Source organism: Clavibacter sp. VKM Ac-2872, from assembly GCF_015351105.1.
In the GTDB taxonomy this organism is placed as follows: Bacteria; Actinomycetota; Actinomycetes; order Actinomycetales; family Microbacteriaceae; genus Clavibacter.
On record NZ_JADKRR010000001.1, the window covers coordinates 2,151,511 to 2,167,218 of the forward strand.

A 15,708-nucleotide genomic window follows, 5' to 3' on the forward strand; every position below is an offset into this window, starting at 1 on the left:
GTCGCCGGGCCGCGCCTCAATCTGTTCGTGCGTGAACGAGATCGACCACCGCCTGGACGGTCTGGTCGAAGTCGATGTCCGTGGAGTCGATGGTGGTCACACCATCTGCGGCGTTCATGAAATCGACGACCTGCGAGTCGGCCCGATCCCGGGAGGCGAGTGATTCGCCGACCGCGGCTGCCGACTGGGTCGACGTCTCCGCGGAACGCCTGCTCATCCTAGCTTCCGGGGAGGCCGTCAGCAGAATGCGCACCTGGGCGTCCGGCGCCACGACGGTGGTGATGTCGCGGCCCTCGACCACGATGCCGGGCTTGTCGCTCGACGCCATGAGCGAGCGGAACAGCTCCACCATGTAGTGCCGCACCTCGGGCACGCGCGCCACGTGGCTCACGACGGCGGAGACGCGGGGCTCGCGGATCGCCTCGGTGACGTCGGTGCCGCGGACGCTCACGCGCGTCTGGTCGGGGTCGATCGCGATGTCGTAGTCGAACCCCTCGATGAGGCTCGTGACGGTGGCGGGATCCTCGGTGTCGACGCCGCTCTCCAGCGCGAACCAGCTGAGCGCGCGGTACGCGGCGCCCGTGTCCTGGTAGTCGAAGCCGAGGGCGCGCGCGGCGGCGCGGCTCACGCTCGACTTGCCGCTGCCGGCGGGGCCGTCGACGGCGACGACCGTGCGGTTCAGCGTGGCGTCCACCAGGAGGACGTCCTCCAGCGGGTCGGGTGCGGTCGGGTCGGGGGCGTTCACAGCGTCTCCGGTCATCCGGCGATCCTCCAGTCACGTTCTTCGAGCCGCGCGACCAGGCGGTCGCGGGCCTCGGGCAGCACGGCGATCTCCACGAGACCCACCTGCGCGCCCTGCGAGTGCTCGAGGCGCAGGTCCTCGATGCTGACGTCGGCGGCGCCGACGTCGCTGATCAGCGCGGCCAGCTGGCCGGGCCGGTCGTCGATCATCACGGTGATGGCGGCGAAGCGCCGGTCCTGGCCGTGCTTGCCGGGGATGCGCGCGACGCCCGCGTTGCCCGCGTGGATCCGCTCGGCTACGCGCAGCCGCGCCCCCTGCGCGTCGACGTCGTCCAGCGCGTCGATGACGTCGTCGAGGTCGGTGCGGAGCGCCTGGAGGATCGGCACGACGCGGGCGGCGTTGGCGCCGAGGATCTGCACCCACAGCGCGGCGTCGCTCGACGCGATGCGCGTGGTGTCGCGGAGCCCCTGGCCGGAGAGGCCGAGCGCTGCCGCGTCGCCGTCGGCCAGCCGCGACGCCAGCAGGCTCGCGACGACCTGCGGCACGTGCGAGACGAGCGCCACCGAGGCGTCGTGCTCCTCCGCCGTCATCTCGATCGGCACGGCGCCGAGGTCGAGGATCAGCTGCTCGACGGGCGCGCCGGCTGCGTACGTGATGCCGTCGTGGCCCGCGATGACCCAGGGGCGGCCGAGGAAGAGGTCGCCCGTCGCGGAGACGGGGCCGCCGCGCTCGCGCCCGGCGAGCGGGTGGGAGCCGAGGTAGCGCGAGAGGTCGGCGCCCATCGCCCGCAGCTCCGCGAGCGGCGCGGCCTTCACGCTCGCGACGTCGGTGACGAGGGCGTCCGGATGCGCGGCGAGCTCGGCCGCGACCACGCGCGCGGTCACGTCCGGCGGCACGCAGACGACGACGAGCGACGGCCGGTCGGGCACGACGGCGATGTCGGCGATGCGCCCCGCGCCCATGTCCGCCGCGAGCCGCAGCGTGGTCGGCGACGCGTCCGCGAGCACCACGTCCACGCCGCGCGCGGAGAGCCCGAGGCCGATGCTCGTGCCGAGGAGCCCCGTGCCGACGATGCGGACGGTCCCCTGCACGCGCGTGTCGGTCGCGGCGGCCGCGCCCGCGGCCTCGCTCACTCGCCGTCCTCGCGGTCCGCGTCCCCCTGCGCCTCGGCGTCCGCGCTCGCACCCTGCGGGGTCGCGGGTCCGGCCTGCGCGCGGGCCTCGCGCGAGATGGTGAGGAGCTGGCCGAGCTCGTCGGAGGTGAGGTCGCGCACGCGGCCCACCCCGAGGGATCCGAGGTGCAGCGGCCCGAACTGGCGGCGCACGAGCTCCTCGACCGGGTGGCCGACCTCGTCGAGCATGCGGCGCACGATGCGGTTGCGGCCCGAGTGCAGCGTGATCTCCACGAGCGTCTGGTCGCCGCCGCCCGAGAGGATGCGCGCCCGATCCGCCTGGATCGGCCCGTCCTCGAGGTCCACGCCCTGCGTGAGGCGCTGGATCGTCTGCGGGGTGACGCGTCCGGTGACCTTCGCGATGTACGTCTTCAGCACGCCGAACGACGGGTGCGCGAGCACGTGCGCGAGGTCGCCGTCGTTGGTGAGGATCAGCAGCCCGCTCGTCTCCGCGTCGAGGCGGCCGACGTTGAACAGGCGCTCCTCGAACTCCTCCGTGAACTCGCGGAGGTCGGGCCGGCCGCGCTCGTCGCGCAGCGAGGAGTAGATGCCGACGGGCTTGTTGAGCATGAGGTAGCGCTTGGAGGTGTCCAGCTGCACGGCCTGGTCGTCGACCGCGACCTCGTCGACGTCGGGGTCGATGCGGCGGCCGGGCTCGGTGACGACCTCGCCGTTCACGGTGACGCGGCCCGCGGCGATCATGTCCTCGCAGACGCGGCGGCTGGCGACGCCGGCGGCGGCCATCACCTTCTGCAGGCGGACGCCGGCGACCGGCTCGTCGGGGTTCCAGGCAGGGCGGTCGTCAGAGGAGGGGGTCATGGAAGCCTTCCGCCCCGTCGGGGAGCAACGGGGAGATCGGGGGGAGCTCGTCGAGCGAGTTGATGCCGAGCTGCGTGAGCAGGTGGTCTGTCGTACCGTAATGGATCGCGCCGGTCTCGCCGTCGGTGAAGGCCTCCGTCACGAGGCCCCGCGCGAGCAGCGTCCGCACCACCGAGTCGACGTTCACGGCGCGGATCGCCGCGACCTGGCTGCGGCTGATCGGCTGCTTGTAGGCGATCACCGCGAGCGTCTCGAGGGCCGCCTGCGAGAGGCGCGTGGGGTTCTGCGTGAGCACGTGGTCGCGGATCACGGTGTCGTACTCGGGCCGCACGTACACGCGCCATCCGCCGCCCACCTCGCGGAGCTCGAAGCCGCGCCGCACTCCCCCTGTCCTCCCGTCGAAGTCGTCGACGAGCCGCTGTATCGCGCGGCGCACCTCCTTCACGGGCGTCGAGGTCGCCGTCGCGAGGGTCGTCACGCTCTGCGGCTCGTCGGCGACCATGAGCAGCGCCTCGAGCGCGCGGTCGAGGTCGAGGGGGGTGTCGGCGGGCTCTGCGGCGGTGCCGCCCGCGGGATCCACGGTCTCAGCTGTCATATCCGGCCCCCAGGCTCGCGAGCGCGTCGTCGGTCCAGCTCTCGGCGGTCCACGTGAGCGTGAGCTCGCCGAGCGCCTCCGGCTGCTCGAACTCGATCGCGGCGACCCGGTACAGCTCGAGCACCGCGAGGAATCGCGCGATGACGACGCCCGTGACCCCCGCGTCCGCCACGAGCTCTCGGAACGTGACCGGCACCCCGCCCCGCAGCCGGGCGACGACGACGGCCGCCTGCTCGCGGATGCTCACGAGCGGCGCGTGCAGGTGGTCGAGCCCCACGGTCGGGATCTCGCGCGGCGCGAGCGCGAGGAGCGCGATGGCCGCGAGGTCGGCGGGCGACGTGGTCCAGACGAGCTCGGGCACCTGCGCGCGGAACCGCTCCTCGAGCGGCACGTCGCGGAACACGCGGCCGGACTCGGCGGCCAGCCGCTCCTGGAACCAGCTCGCCGCCTGCTTGAACGCGCGGTACTGCAGCAGCCGCGCGAACAGCAGGTCGCGCGCCTCGAGGAGCGCCACGTCCTCGGCGTCCACGAGCTCGCCCTGCGGCAGGAGCCCCACGAGCTTGAGGTCGAGCAGCGTCGCGGCGACCACGAGGAACGAGCTGGCCTCGTCGAGGTCCTCCGGCCCGTCGAGGCCGCGGATGTGCGCGATGAACTCGTTCGTCACGAGGCTGAGGCTCACCTCGGTGATGTCCATCTCGTGGCTGCCGATGAGCGACAGCAGCAGGTCGAACGGACCCTCGAAGTTGCCGATGCTGACGCGGAACGCGCGCTCCGGATCCGCCCGGACGACTCCCGCGGCGTCCGCGTCGGCGGCGAGCTCCCGCTCGGCCAGGGGTGCGCCCCTACGCGACGGCGCCACGCGCGATGAGCTCCCGCGCCACCTTGCGGTACGCGAGCGCCGCCGGGTGCTCGGGCGCGAACTGGATGATGGGCTTGCCCGCCACCGACGCATCCGGGAACTTCACCGTCCGGCCGATCACGGTCTCGAGCACGCTGTCGTCGAACGCCTCGACCACGCGCTGCAGCACCTCGCGGGAGTGCAGCGTGCGGGAGTCGTACATGGTCGCGAGGATCCCGTCGAGCGCGAGCCCCGGGTTCAGCCGGTCCTTGACCTTCTCGATCGTCTCCACGAGGAGCGCGACGCCGCGGAGGGCGAAGAACTCGCACTCGAGCGGGATCAGCACTCCGTGGCTCGCGGTGAGCGCGTTGACGGTGAGGAGGCCGAGGGACGGCTGGCAGTCGATGAGGATCACGTCGTAGTCGGCGCTCACCTTGCGCAGCACGCTCGCGAGGATCTGCTCGCGCGCGACCTCGTTCACGAGGTGCACCTCCGCGGCCGACAGGTCGATGTTCGCCGGGATGACGTCGAGGCCCTCGAAGCCCGTGGTCTGGATCGCCTCGCGCGGGTCCTTCACGGTGCCGAGCAGCAGGTCGTAGATGGTGATCGCGTCGTGCGTCTGCACGCCGAGGCCCGCGGACAGCGCGCCCTGCGGGTCGAAGTCGACGGCCAGCACGCGGCGGCCGTAGCTCGCGAGCGAGGCGCCGAGGTTGATGGCGGTGGTCGTCTTGCCGACGCCGCCCTTCTGGTTGCACAGGGAGATGATCTTGGCGGGGCCGTGGCCCTGGAGCGGCTCCGGCTCCGCGAACTCGCGCAGGTCGCGACCGGTGGGCCCGAGCACGGGGACGTCCATTCCCGGGAGCTCGGTCACATCTGGCTTGCGCGTCACGTGGATCTCTCTCTGCCGCTCGTCCGACGCGGGTGTCCGCCGGATCCTGCGAGTCTACCGGGGAGGGTCGCTCACGCCCGGCGGGCACGCGGGTGCGCGGTCGTGTAGACGTCGCGCAGGGTGTCGACGGTCACGCGCGTGTAGATCTGCGTGGTCGCCACCGAGGAGTGGCCGAGCAGCTCCTGTACCACGCGCACGTCCGCGCCGCCCGCGATGAGGTGCGTCGCGAACGAGTGCCGGAACGTGTGCGGGGAGATCTCCTCCGTCACCCCGGCGCGCTCGGCGGCCGCCTTGATCACGAGCCACGCGTTCTGCCGGGACAGCGCGTGGCCGCGGAGCCCCAGGAAGAGCGCGGGCGTCGCGGTGCCGCGCGCGGCGAGGACCGGGCGGACGCGCACGAGGTACGCGTCGACGGCGCGACGCGCGAACGACCCGACGGGCACGATGCGCTGCTTGCCGCCCTTGCCGAGCACGCGCACGAGCTCCGCCGCGGCGCCGTCGGGGCCGAGCACGTCGTCGACCGTGAGCGCCGTGATCTCGCTCACGCGCGCCCCCGTCGCGTACAGCAGCTCGAGCAGGGCCTTGTCGCGCACGCGGAGCGGCTCGTCGCCGTCGGTGGCGTCGAGGATCCGGCCCATCGTCTCGATCGAGACGGCCTTCGGCAGGCGGCTCGGCAGCTTGGGCGGCGTCTGCTCGGCGGACACGTCGACGTCGACGATGCCCTCCTCCACCAGGAAGCGGTGGAAGCTCCGCACGCTCGACAGCATGCGGGCGAGCGACGACGCCGTGAGGCCGCCGCGCGCCGGGTCGCGGAGGAGGTGGGCGAAGCCGGCGATGTGCGCGGAGGTGGCGCCGGCCGGATCCGTGACGCCCTCGGACTGGAGGTGCGCCGCGTAGCGCGCGAGGTCGCGGCGGTAGGCCTGGATGGTGTTGCGGGACAGGCCGCGCTCCACCTCGACGTGCCGCAACCAGCGGTCCACGGCGCGCCGCAGCGCGACCGGGATCTCGGGGGCGGCGTCGGGCGCCGCTCCCCCGGGTCCGTCGGCCGGGTCGGTCACGAGGCGGACGCGCCCCCGCGATCGCCGTGTCCGTCGCCGTCGCCGTCGCGCAGCTTCGGGTGGCGCGGCCACGGCGCGTCGGCGGGTCCGAGCGTCGTCCAGCCGCGCGAGCGGGCGACGTGTGCCTGCAGCACCGCGATCACGGTCGACGGGTTCTGGATCCGCCGCTCGAGCACCGCCGTGACGACCTCGTCGAGGTCCACCCAGCGCACCTCGATGTCGGCCTCCTCGTCGGTGCGCGCGAACGCCTCCGCGGTGGGGGTCAGACCGCGCGCGAGGTAGACGCGGATCGCCTCGTCGCTGCCGCCGGGCGTCGTGTAGTACTCCGCCAGCACGCTCCACTCGGCGGCGACCAGGTCGGCCTCCTCCGCGAGCTCGCGCTGCACGGCCGTGAGCGGCGGCTCGCCCGTGATGTCGAGGAGCCCCGCCGGGATCTCCCACTCGCGCATGCGCACGGGGTGCCGGTACTGCTTGATGAGGAGCACGCGGTCCCGGTCGTCGATCGCGAGCACCGCGACGGCGCCCGTGTGATCCACGAACTCCCGCGTGATCTCGCCGTCGCCGTAGCGGAACGTCTCGCGGCGGATGTCCCAGATCTTCCCCTGGAACACCCGCTCGCTCGACGTGACGTCGTACGAGACGGCGTCGTCGTGCAGGCCGTCGGCAGGCGCTCCCGCGACGGCGTCGGTCACGCGACCGCCTCGGCGTCGTCCTCGACGAACAGCGTGCTCGCCGCCTGGCGGTCGAGCGCGGCGCGGATCAGGCCGGCGAACAGCGGGTGCGCGCGGTTCGGGCGCGACCGGAGCTCCGGGTGCGCCTGCGTGCCGATGTAGAACGGGTGCACCTCGCGCGGCAGCTCCACGTACTCGACGAGCGTGCCGTCGGGCGAGGTGCCCGAGAACACGAGGCCGGCGTCCTGGATCCGCTCGCGGTACTGGTTGTTGACCTCGTAGCGGTGGCGGTGGCGCTCGTGCGAGACGGGCGCGCCGTACAGCTCGGCCGCGAGCGAGCCGGGCGCGAGCGCCGCCTCGTAGAGGCCCAGGCGCATGGTGCCGCCCAGGTCGCCGCCCGCGATGATGTCGACCTGCTCGGCCATGGTCGCGATGACCGGGAACTCGCTCTCGGGGTCGAACTCGCTGGAGGACGCGCCGTCGAGGCCGGCCTCGTTGCGCGCGTACTCGATGACCATGCACTGCAGGCCGAGGCAGAGACCCAGCACCGGGATCTTGTTGTCGCGGGCGAACTTGAGCGCGCCGAGCTTGCCCTCGATGCCGCGGATCCCGAATCCTCCCGGCACGCACAGCGCGTCGAGGTCGCCCAGCTTCTTCGCGGCGCCCTCGGGCGTCTCGCACTCGTCGCTCGCGACCCAGCGCAGCTTCACGCGCGCGGAGTGGGCGAACCCGCCGGCCCGCAGCGCCTCGGTGACCGAGAGGTACGCGTCCGGCAGGTCGATGTACTTGCCGACGAGGCCGACGGTGACCTCGTGCTTCGGGTCGTGCACGGCGTCGAGCAGGTCGCTCCAGCCGGACCAGTCGACGGCGTCCGCGGCCGGGAGCCCCAGGTGGTCGATGATGTAGCTGTCCAGGCCCTGCCCGTGCAGCATCTCGGGGATGTCGTAGATGCTCGGCACGTCCACCGCGTTCACGACGGCCTGCTCGTCCACGTCGCACATGAGCGCGATCTTCTTCTTGTTCGAGTCGGACACCGGCCGGTCGCTGCGGAGCACGAGCGCGTCCGGCTGGATCCCGATGGAGCGCAGCGCCGCCACCGAGTGCTGCGTGGGCTTGGTCTTCTGCTCGCCCGACGCGCCCATGTACGGCACGAGCGAGACGTGCACGAAGAAGACGTTGTTGCGACCGAGCTCGTGGCGCACCTGGCGCGCGGCCTCGATGAACGGCTGGCTCTCGATGTCGCCGACCGTGCCGCCGATCTCGGTGATGATCACGTCGGGCTGCGGCTCGTCCGAGGACTGCAGGCGCATGCGGCGCTTGATCTCGTCGGTGATGTGCGGGATGACCTGCACCGTGTCGCCGAGGTACTCGCCGCGGCGCTCCTTGGCGATGACCTCGGAGTAGATCTGGCCGGTGGTCACGTTGGCCGCCTGGTCGAGCTCGATGTCGAGGAAGCGCTCGTAGTGCCCGATGTCGAGGTCGGTCTCGGCGCCGTCGTCGGTCACGAAGACCTCGCCGTGCTGGAACGGGTTCATGGTGCCCGGATCCACGTTGAGGTAGGGATCGAGCTTCTGCATGACGACGCGCACGCCGCGCGCCGTGAGGAGGTTGCCGAGGCTGGCCGCCGTGAGGCCCTTGCCGAGCGAGGAGACGACGCCGCCGGTCACGAAGATGTGCCTGGTCGTCTTCGCCGCGCCTGTCGTGCTGGTGATGCTGTCCGTCGAGCTCGGGTCCGTGTCCGCTGAATTGATGTCCGCCACGGGCTTCCATCCTACGCGGGAAACGGGACGCCGCGACAGCCACGGCGCGCCGCGTCGGTCGCGGTCGCGGTCGCGCGGCTCAGCGCAGGGACGCCGCCGTCTCCACGAGCTCGCGCGCGTGCGCCAGGCCGCTCTCGCTGTCCGGCAGGCCGGAGAGCAGGCGCGCCATCTCCTGGATCCGCGCGTCGCCCTCGAGCTGCGTGACGCTCGACGCGGTGACCTGCCCGTCGCCGCCCTTCACCACGCGCAGGTGGTTGGTCGAGAACGCGGCGACCTGCGCCAGGTGCGTGACCACGATGACCTGCGCGCGCTCGGCCAGCCGCGCCAGCCGCCGCCCGATCTCGATCGCGGCCGCACCGCCGACGCCCGCGTCGACCTCGTCGAACACGAAGGTGGGCACGGGGTCGTCGCCCGCCACCACGACCTCGATGGCGAGCATCACGCGCGACAGCTCGCCGCCGGACGCACCGCGCCCGAGCGGGCGCGCCTCGGCGCCCGCGTGCGGTCGCAGCAGGATCTCGACCCGGTCGGCACCCGACAGCGCGGGCTCCTCGCGCGGCGACACCCGGACCTCGAGGGATGCATCGGCCATGGCCAGGGCGCCGAGCTCGGTCGTCACGGCCGCGGCGAGCCGCGCGCCGGCCTCCTCGCGCACCGCGGTGACGCGGGCGCCCAGCTCGCCGACGAGCTGCTCGTCGCGCTCCACCTCGACGCGCAGCAGGTCGATCCGGTCGGTGTCGCCGTCGAGCTCGAGCAGGCGCGCGCTGCCGGTGTCGAGGAACGCGAGCGCGTCCTCCACCGTGGGGCCGTGCGCGCGCGTGAGGGCCGCCAGCTCGGCGCGGCGGTCCTGCAGCGTCTCGAGCTCGCGGGCGCCATCGGCATCGAGCCCCGCGAGGTACCCCGACAGCTGCACGGCGATCTCCGACACGAGGATCCGCGCGCTGTCGAGCGACTCGATGATCTCGGCGAGCCCGGGATCGTGCGCGGCGACCCGGTCGAGCCGGCGGTGCGCGGTGTCGAGCACGGAGGCGGCGTCGGCCATCTCGCCCGACGCGTCCTCGGACGACATGAGCTCGTGGGCGGCGGACGCGGCGGCCCGCAGGTCCTCCAGGTTGGTGAGGCGGTCGATGCGCTCGCGCAGCTCCTCGTCCTCGCCGGGCTGCGGCGCCACGGCCTCGATCGCGTCGATCGCCGCGCGCAGCTCCTCGGCCTCGCGCGTGCGGGCGTCCTGCTCCGTGACCAGGCGGTCGAGCTCCGCGCGCGCGGCCTGCCAGCGACGGAACACCTCCTGGTACTCGCCGAGCACGGGCGCGAGCGCGGATCCGGCGAACCGGTCGAGCGCCTGCCGCTGCGCGGTGGACGACCGCAGCCGCATCTGGTCGGACTGGCCGTGCACCACCACGAGCTGCTCGCCGATCTCGGTGAGCAGCGCGGCCGGCGCGCCCCGACCGCCGACCGACGCGCGGCTGCGACCCTCCGAGGAGAGCTGGCGGGTGACGATGAGCTCACCCCGCGTGCCGTCGCCGAAGGGGTCGACGTCTCCCCCCGCGTCGCGGACGCGCTCGGGCACGGGGCCGTCGGCGGCGATGATCCAGCGTCCCTCCACGACCGCGCGCTCGCTGCCCTGCCGCACGGCGCCCGAGTCGGCGCGCGCGCCGAGCAGCAGCCCGAGGGCGGTGACGACCATGGTCTTGCCCGCGCCGGTCTCGCCGGTGACGGCCGTGAACCCGGGCCCGAGCGGCAGCGTGGCCTGGCCGATCACCCCGAGGTCGCGGATGGTGATCTCCTCAATCACGGTCGACCGGCCCCCTCCAGCCGGTGACCGGCAGCTCGAACTTGTTCACGAGGCGGTCGGTGAACGGCGACTGCTTGAGGCGCGCGAGGCGCACGGGGATGGCGGAGCGTCGGGCCTCGACGCGCGCGCCCGGCGGCATGTCGCGCGTGCGGCGTCCGTCGCACCAGAGCACGCCGGATCCCGAGGTGCGGCTGAGCACCTCGACGGCGACCGTGGACTCCGGCCCCACGACGAGCGAGCGCGCGAAGAGCGTGTGCGGGCTGAGGGGCACCACGAGCATGGCCGCGAGGCTCGGCCACACGATGGGGCCGCCCGCGGAGAACGCGTACGCGGTGGATCCCGTGGGCGTCGAGACGACCATGCCGTCGCAGCCGTACGACGCGAGCGGCCGGCCGTCGATCTCGACGACGACCTCGAGCATGCGCTCCCGGCTGGCCTTCTCGACGGTCGCCTCGTTGAGCGCCCAGGTGCGGTAGACGATGTCGGCGCCGACCTTGAGCGTGACGTCGAGCGTCATGCGCTCCTCGACGGTGTAGTCGCGGTCGAGCACGCGGCGGACGGTGGCCGTGAGGTCCTCCCGCTCGCTCTCGGCCAGGAAGCCCACGTGGCCGAGGTTCACGCCGAGGAGCGGCACCGATGTGCCGCGCACGATCTCGGCCGAGCGGAGGATCGTGCCGTCGCCGCCCAAGACGATGACGATCTCGAGGTCCGCCGTCTGCACGTCCTCCCCGAGCACGGCGACGCCGTGCATGTCGGGCGCGAAGGGCAGGATGTCGGCCTTCTCGTCGGCCGTGAGCACCAGGTGCACGTCGGCCTCGGCCAGCTGCGCGCACACGCTGAGCGCCGCGTCGATGGAGTCGCGCCGTCCCGTGTGGGACACGACCAGGATGTGCCTCGCGGGTCCAGCCACTTCGCTCACGCTCCTGTGATCTCGTTCGACGTCGATCTCCATTGTGTCGGATTGCTCCCCGCGCGACCGCTGAACCAGGCGAGGTACTCGTGGTTCCCGGCGCCGCCGACGATCGGGGAGGAGACGAGGCCGGCCGTGCCGAGCCCGAGGTCCCACGCGGCCCACAGCACGCGCATGACGGCGTCGTCGCGGAGGCCGGGGTCGTGCACGATGCCCTCGCGGATCCCCGTGCGCCCCACCTCGAACTGCGGCTTGATCAGCAGCACGACGTCCGCGCCGTCCGCGGCGGTGCGCGCGATCGCGGGCAGCACGAGCCCCAGCGAGATGAAGGAGAGGTCGCCGACCACGAGAGCGGGCCGCTCCCCCGCGAGCCCATCGGGCGTCACGCCGGCGAGGGACTCCGGCGTCAGGTCGCGCACGTTGAACCCCTCGACGACGTCGACGCGCGGATCCTCGCGGATGAGCGGATCCAGCTGCCCGTGTCCCACGTCGAGGGCGACGACGCGACGCGCACCCCGCTCCAGCAGCACCTGCGTGAACCCGCCGGTGGACGCGCCGACGTCGAGCGCCAGGCGCCCCGCGACCTCGACCCCGGGGAACGCGTCCAGCGCGCCGATGAGCTTGTGGGCGCCGCGGCTCACGTACGCGTCGGTGCCGTCGACCTGGACGACGGACCCGGGCATCACCCGGAAGGACGCCTTGACGACCCCGCGCCCGTCGACCGTGACGAGGCCGTCGGCGATGAGACGCGCGGCGTGCGTGCGCGAGCGCGCGAGGCCGAGGGCGGGCAGGGCGGCGTCGAGCCGCAGGTCCCCGCCGAGCGCCGGCTCGGGCGCGCCGTCGGACGCCTCCCCGGACGCGCGCGCGGACCCGTCGCCGCGATCAGCCACGCGCCGCGGCCCCGTCGCCGCCCTCGAGCCGCGCGCGCAGCTCGTCGTGCAGCAGCGCGAAGGCGGCCGCACGGTCGCCGAGCGGCTGCTCCTCGATGAGCTGCAGCCGGGAGACGAGCTCCTCGGCCACGTCGCGGTCCTCCTCGGGCGGCGCCTCCGACGCGGATGCCGCTCGAGCGGTCTCGTCCGCATCGTCGCTCACGCGGTCACGCTACGCCCGGCCCGCGTCGACGGCGCCGGCCGCGACGTAGAGGGACTCCTGCACGTCCAGCCCGTAGATCGGCCGACCCGAGTTCCAGATCACGGCGCACGCGGCGCGCAGCGTGTCGATCGTGGATCCGCCGTCCTTGACGACCTCCACGCGGTCGCCCGCGATGCGCACGGACGACCTGCCGACGGTGGCCACGCGACCCTCTTGCGAGAACCGCGTCTCCGGGTACGGCTCGTGCAGCTGCCCGAGGTGCTCGAGGATGAACGTCGGCCGCTGGTCCTCCTCGGCGGCGAGGAGCTGCTTGGCCCGGTCGATCCCGGTGAGCACGTGCACGGACGCCATGCCCGCGCGCGTCGCCCCGAGGATGTCGGTGTCCAACCGGTCGCCGAGGAACACGGGCCGCTGCGCGCCGAAGCGCTCGCGTGCCACGTCGAAGATCGGCGTCTCCGGCTTGCCCGCGACGACGGGCAGCCGCCCCACCGCCGTGTGCACGGCCGAGACGAGCGTGCCGTTGCCGGGCGCGATGCCGCGCGCGACGGGGATGGTCCAGTCCGTGTTGGTCGCGACCCACACGACGTCCGGGTCGGCCAGCGCGAACGCGGCCTCGGCGAGATGGGTCCAGCCCACCTCCGGCGCGAAGCCCTGCACGACCGCCGCCGGGCCGTCCTCCGTGGAGCGCGTGACGACGTAGCCGGCCTTCTCGAGCTCGTGCACGAGGCCCTCGCCGCCGACGACGAGCACGGTGGATCCCGCGGGCACGCGGTCCGCGAGCAGGCGCAGCGCGGCCTGCGGCGACGTGACGACGTCCTCGGGCGCCACCGTGAGCCCGAGCGAGCTGAGGTGCTCCGCCACCGACGCATCGGTGCGTGAGGCGTTGTTGGTGATGTAGCCCAGCCGGATCCCGTCGCCCGACGCCCGGTTCAGGGCGTCGACCGCGTGCGGGATGCTGTCGGGACCCGCGTACACGACGCCGTCGAGATCCGCGAGGATGACGTCGACGCCGTCCAGCGGGGCGCTCCCCTTCGCCGCCCTAGCGAACATCGCGATCCGCCTCCCCGGCTTCGGGCGCGTCGACGGACGCATCGTCCGCAGCACCAGGTCCGTCGGACTGGAGCTCGTCGTCGACGTCGATCGCGATGTCCGCGCTGTCCCCGTCCGCGCTCGGCGGGTTCGGCGGACCGTCCGCGTCGGGATCGTCGGAGCCCGGCGACGCGGCGTCGACGGCCCCCTCCCCCTCCGCGTCATCCTCGTCGTCGTCATCGCTCACCGCGCCGGAGCGGTGTCCGTCGGCGGAGTCGTCCTCCTCGAGGTCCTCGACCTCCTCACGGTCCTCGACCGCGAGCTCCTCCTCGACGACCTCGACCGTGTCGTCCCAGCCCTCGTCGGGATCCGCGAACGCCGCCTCGGCCGCGTCGGCACGCTGACGCCAGGCATCCGCCTCCTCCGAACGGCCGAGCTCCTCGAGCACCTCCGCGTACGCGTGGAAGAGGTCGGCGCTGTACGAGTACGCGACGTCCCGGTTCAGCTGCGCGATCGACAGCTCGTCGAGGGCCGCCTCGGTCTGGCCCAGGTCGAGACGGGCGCCGGACATGGCGATGGCGAGCGCGACCTGCTCCGCGGCGGGCAGCGTCTCCTTCGGCACGGAACGTCCCAGCTCCAGCGCCTTGTCGGGGCGTCCCTGACCGCGCTCGCTGTCGACCATGAGGGCGAGCTGGTCGTCCTTGCCGGAGATGCGCCGGTAGGTCCGCAGCTCGCGCAGCGCGAGCGCGTAGTCACCCACGGCATAGGCCGTGATGGCGAGGGACTCCCGCACCACCGCGATGCGTCCCGCGCGGCGTGCCGCCGACGTGGCGTGCCGGTGCGCGAGCTCGGGGTCCTCCTCGATCAGCCGGGCCGCCATCACGAGGTGCTGGGCGACGCCCTCGGCGTTGTCCTTGCTCAGCGTCTTCAGCTCGTTGCGGGCCACGCGGTCGAGGTCGCCCGGCTTCACATCCTCGGGGATCTCGGGGTCCTCGTGACGGGGCCGGACCGAGCGCAGCTCGCGTGCCCGCAGCTGCTCCTCCGTCAGGGCCTCCTCGTAGCGCGGAGCGTCTCGGTCGTTCCGCGCGGGCCGCCCGTCACGCGTCCAGAGCTTGTCGCCGTCGCGCGGAGGCCGAGCGCCGCCTCGGCCGGCATCGCGACCGCCGTCCTTGGACCACGGCTTGCGCTCCCCCTCACGTGCCGGACGTCCGGCACCCGCAGCGCCATCGCGCGTCCAGGGCTTGCGCTCCCCCTCACGCGGCGGACGAGCCGCTCCGCCCCCGTCCTTCGACCAGGGCTTGCGCTCCCCGTCGCGCCCCGGACGGGACGCACCCGCACCGCCGTCCTTCGACCACGGCTTGCGCTCCCCGCCTCGAGCGGGACGGGCATCACTCGCACCGCCGTCCTTCGACCACGGCTTGCGCTCCCCGTCCCGTGCCGGGCGTCCCGCGCTGGTGCCCGCATCGCGCGACCAGGGCTTGCGCTCCCCCTCACGCGGCGGACGCGCCGCTCCGCCCCCGTCCTTCGACCAGGGCTTGCGGTCCGCGTCGCGCGCAGGTCGCTCGCCTCCCGCGCCGCGAGGTCCCGTGGCACGGCCACCATCGCGCGGCCCACGCGGAGCACCCGAGGATCCGCGCTCGTACGGCGGCTTCCCTCCATCGCGTCCACGCGGGGAGTGCGACGATCCGCGGTCCTGGCCCTCGGGCCGGCTGTCTCGATCGGATGAGTCGCTCACTGTGCTCCTGTCGGCCATGGCGGCCAGATGATGTCTGTGGTGTTGTCGGTGCTGCGGAAGTCAGGTACCAGGCTAACCGCTGGCACAGCGCTCGCGCGGACGCGGATCGTCCCGACGCCCGCGATCGCACCTGCCCGGCCCGCGCACGACGCGCTCGCACGAGTCCGCCGAGCCCGGACGCTCCCCGTGTCCGCGGCATCCACGAGATGCACCTCCGCTCACGGGCGTCCACCCACGAGGACCATGGCATCTGGGATACAAGAGCGGTTCGAGGCCATGCAGTTCGAGGCCGTGGCTGCCGAGCAGACGAGACGGTCGGCGCGGGGCCTCGCCCTTAACGCAGGAAGGCCCGCCGCACGATGTGCGACGGGCCTCCCTGATCATTCTCAAGTTAAGTCCGGCGGTGTCCTACTCTCCCACAGGGTCCCCCCTGCAGTACCATCGGCGCTGAGAGTCTTAGCTTCCGGGTTCGGAATGTGACCGGGCGTTTCCCTCTCGCTATGGCCGCCGAAACACCTCATACACACCCCTACAGGGCATGAAATCTGTGATGAATCGACCAGTCAAGCTGGTTGTTCAATTAGCACCCGACCGTATATCGGGA

At 73.1% G+C, this 15,708-nt stretch carries 15 protein-coding genes and 1 rRNA gene; all 16 read right to left on the minus strand.

All coding sequences use genetic code 11. The features are described from left to right. Positions 1–16 precede the first annotated feature (16 nt). Positions 17–760: a (d)CMP kinase gene (gene cmk, locus ITJ40_RS10130; protein ID WP_228511913.1), complete on the minus strand. Its 744-nt coding sequence runs from the start codon at positions 758–760 to the stop codon at positions 17–19. Then, positions 757–1,875 carry a prephenate dehydrogenase gene (locus ITJ40_RS10135; protein WP_194666875.1) on the minus strand — a complete coding sequence of 373 codons (1,119 nt, stop codon included), beginning with the start codon at positions 1,873–1,875 and terminating at the stop codon, positions 757–759. Before ITJ40_RS10135 ends, cmk begins: the two co-directional genes overlap by 4 nt. After that, positions 1,872–2,732 (minus strand): pseudouridine synthase, encoded by an 861-nt coding sequence (locus ITJ40_RS10140; RefSeq protein ID WP_194666876.1) that lies wholly within the window; start codon positions 2,730–2,732, stop codon positions 1,872–1,874. The genes ITJ40_RS10135 and ITJ40_RS10140 overlap by 4 nt, the downstream gene beginning before the upstream one ends. After that, positions 2,716–3,327, minus strand: a complete 612-nt coding sequence (gene scpB / locus ITJ40_RS10145; RefSeq protein ID WP_194666877.1) for an SMC-Scp complex subunit ScpB — start codon at positions 3,325–3,327, stop codon at positions 2,716–2,718. The genes ITJ40_RS10140 and scpB overlap by 17 nt, the downstream gene beginning before the upstream one ends. Next, positions 3,317–4,186 (minus strand): ScpA family protein, encoded by an 870-nt coding sequence (locus ITJ40_RS10150; protein WP_194666878.1) that lies wholly within the window; start codon positions 4,184–4,186, stop codon positions 3,317–3,319. The genes scpB and ITJ40_RS10150 overlap by 11 nt, the downstream gene beginning before the upstream one ends. Further along, a complete protein-coding gene (locus ITJ40_RS10155; protein ID WP_228512324.1) occupies positions 4,170–5,018 on the minus strand; it encodes a ParA family protein in 849 nt (282 codons plus the stop codon). Before ITJ40_RS10155 ends, ITJ40_RS10150 begins: the two co-directional genes overlap by 17 nt. Positions 5,019–5,125: 107 nt before the next feature. Further along, entirely contained in the window at positions 5,126–6,112 is a 987-nt protein-coding gene (locus ITJ40_RS10160) for a site-specific tyrosine recombinase XerD (RefSeq protein ID WP_194666880.1), read from the minus strand. Further along, on the minus strand, positions 6,109–6,804 hold the full coding sequence (locus ITJ40_RS10165; RefSeq protein WP_194666881.1) for an NUDIX hydrolase: 696 nt from the start codon (positions 6,802–6,804) through the stop codon (positions 6,109–6,111). The genes ITJ40_RS10160 and ITJ40_RS10165 overlap by 4 nt, the downstream gene beginning before the upstream one ends. Then, positions 6,801–8,495, minus strand: a complete 1,695-nt coding sequence (locus tag ITJ40_RS10170) for a CTP synthase (protein ID WP_194667000.1) — start codon at positions 8,493–8,495, stop codon at positions 6,801–6,803. The genes ITJ40_RS10165 and ITJ40_RS10170 overlap by 4 nt, the downstream gene beginning before the upstream one ends. A gap of 127 nt (positions 8,496–8,622) precedes the next feature. Beyond that, complete coding sequence (gene recN / locus ITJ40_RS10175; RefSeq protein WP_194666882.1) at positions 8,623–10,338, minus strand: DNA repair protein RecN; 1,716 nt, start codon at positions 10,336–10,338, stop codon at positions 8,623–8,625. Next, positions 10,331–11,248: an NAD kinase gene (locus ITJ40_RS10180; RefSeq protein ID WP_370532024.1), complete on the minus strand. Its 918-nt coding sequence runs from the start codon at positions 11,246–11,248 to the stop codon at positions 10,331–10,333. Before ITJ40_RS10180 ends, recN begins: the two co-directional genes overlap by 8 nt. Positions 11,249–11,253: 5 nt before the next feature. Continuing rightward, positions 11,254–12,138, minus strand: coding sequence for a TlyA family RNA methyltransferase (locus ITJ40_RS10185; protein WP_370532025.1), 885 nt, complete (start codon positions 12,136–12,138; stop codon positions 11,254–11,256). After that, the gene (locus ITJ40_RS10190; protein ID WP_194666884.1) at positions 12,131–12,340 is read right to left on the minus strand and encodes a hypothetical protein; all 210 of its coding nucleotides are present in this window, start codon (positions 12,338–12,340) and stop codon (positions 12,131–12,133) included. Before ITJ40_RS10190 ends, ITJ40_RS10185 begins: the two co-directional genes overlap by 8 nt. A gap of 9 nt (positions 12,341–12,349) precedes the next feature. Next, positions 12,350–13,390 carry an HAD-IIA family hydrolase gene (locus tag ITJ40_RS10195; RefSeq protein WP_194666885.1) on the minus strand — a complete coding sequence of 347 codons (1,041 nt, stop codon included), beginning with the start codon at positions 13,388–13,390 and terminating at the stop codon, positions 12,350–12,352. Beyond that, positions 13,380–14,339, minus strand: coding sequence for a tetratricopeptide repeat protein (locus ITJ40_RS10200; RefSeq protein ID WP_370532026.1), 960 nt, complete (start codon positions 14,337–14,339; stop codon positions 13,380–13,382). The genes ITJ40_RS10195 and ITJ40_RS10200 overlap by 11 nt, the downstream gene beginning before the upstream one ends. 1,160 nt (positions 14,340–15,499) lie before the next feature. Then, positions 15,500–15,616, minus strand: a 5S ribosomal RNA gene (gene rrf, locus ITJ40_RS10205). Between the last annotated feature and the right edge of the window lie 92 nt (positions 15,617–15,708).

Coding starts and splice junctions, on each gene's coding strand:
- cmk (WP_228511913.1), bottom strand. CDS start 760: ATGACCGGAGACGCTGTGAACGCCCCCGACCCGACCGCACCCGACCCG.
- ITJ40_RS10155 (WP_228512324.1), bottom strand. CDS start 5,018: ATGGACGTCCCCGTGCTCGGGCCCACCGGTCGCGACCTGCGCGAGTTC.
- ITJ40_RS10140 (WP_194666876.1), bottom strand. CDS start 2,732: ATGACCCCCTCCTCTGACGACCGCCCTGCCTGGAACCCCGACGAGCCG.
- scpB (WP_194666877.1), bottom strand. CDS start 3,327: ATGACAGCTGAGACCGTGGATCCCGCGGGCGGCACCGCCGCAGAGCCC.
- ITJ40_RS10195 (WP_194666885.1), bottom strand. CDS start 13,390: ATGTTCGCTAGGGCGGCGAAGGGGAGCGCCCCGCTGGACGGCGTCGAC.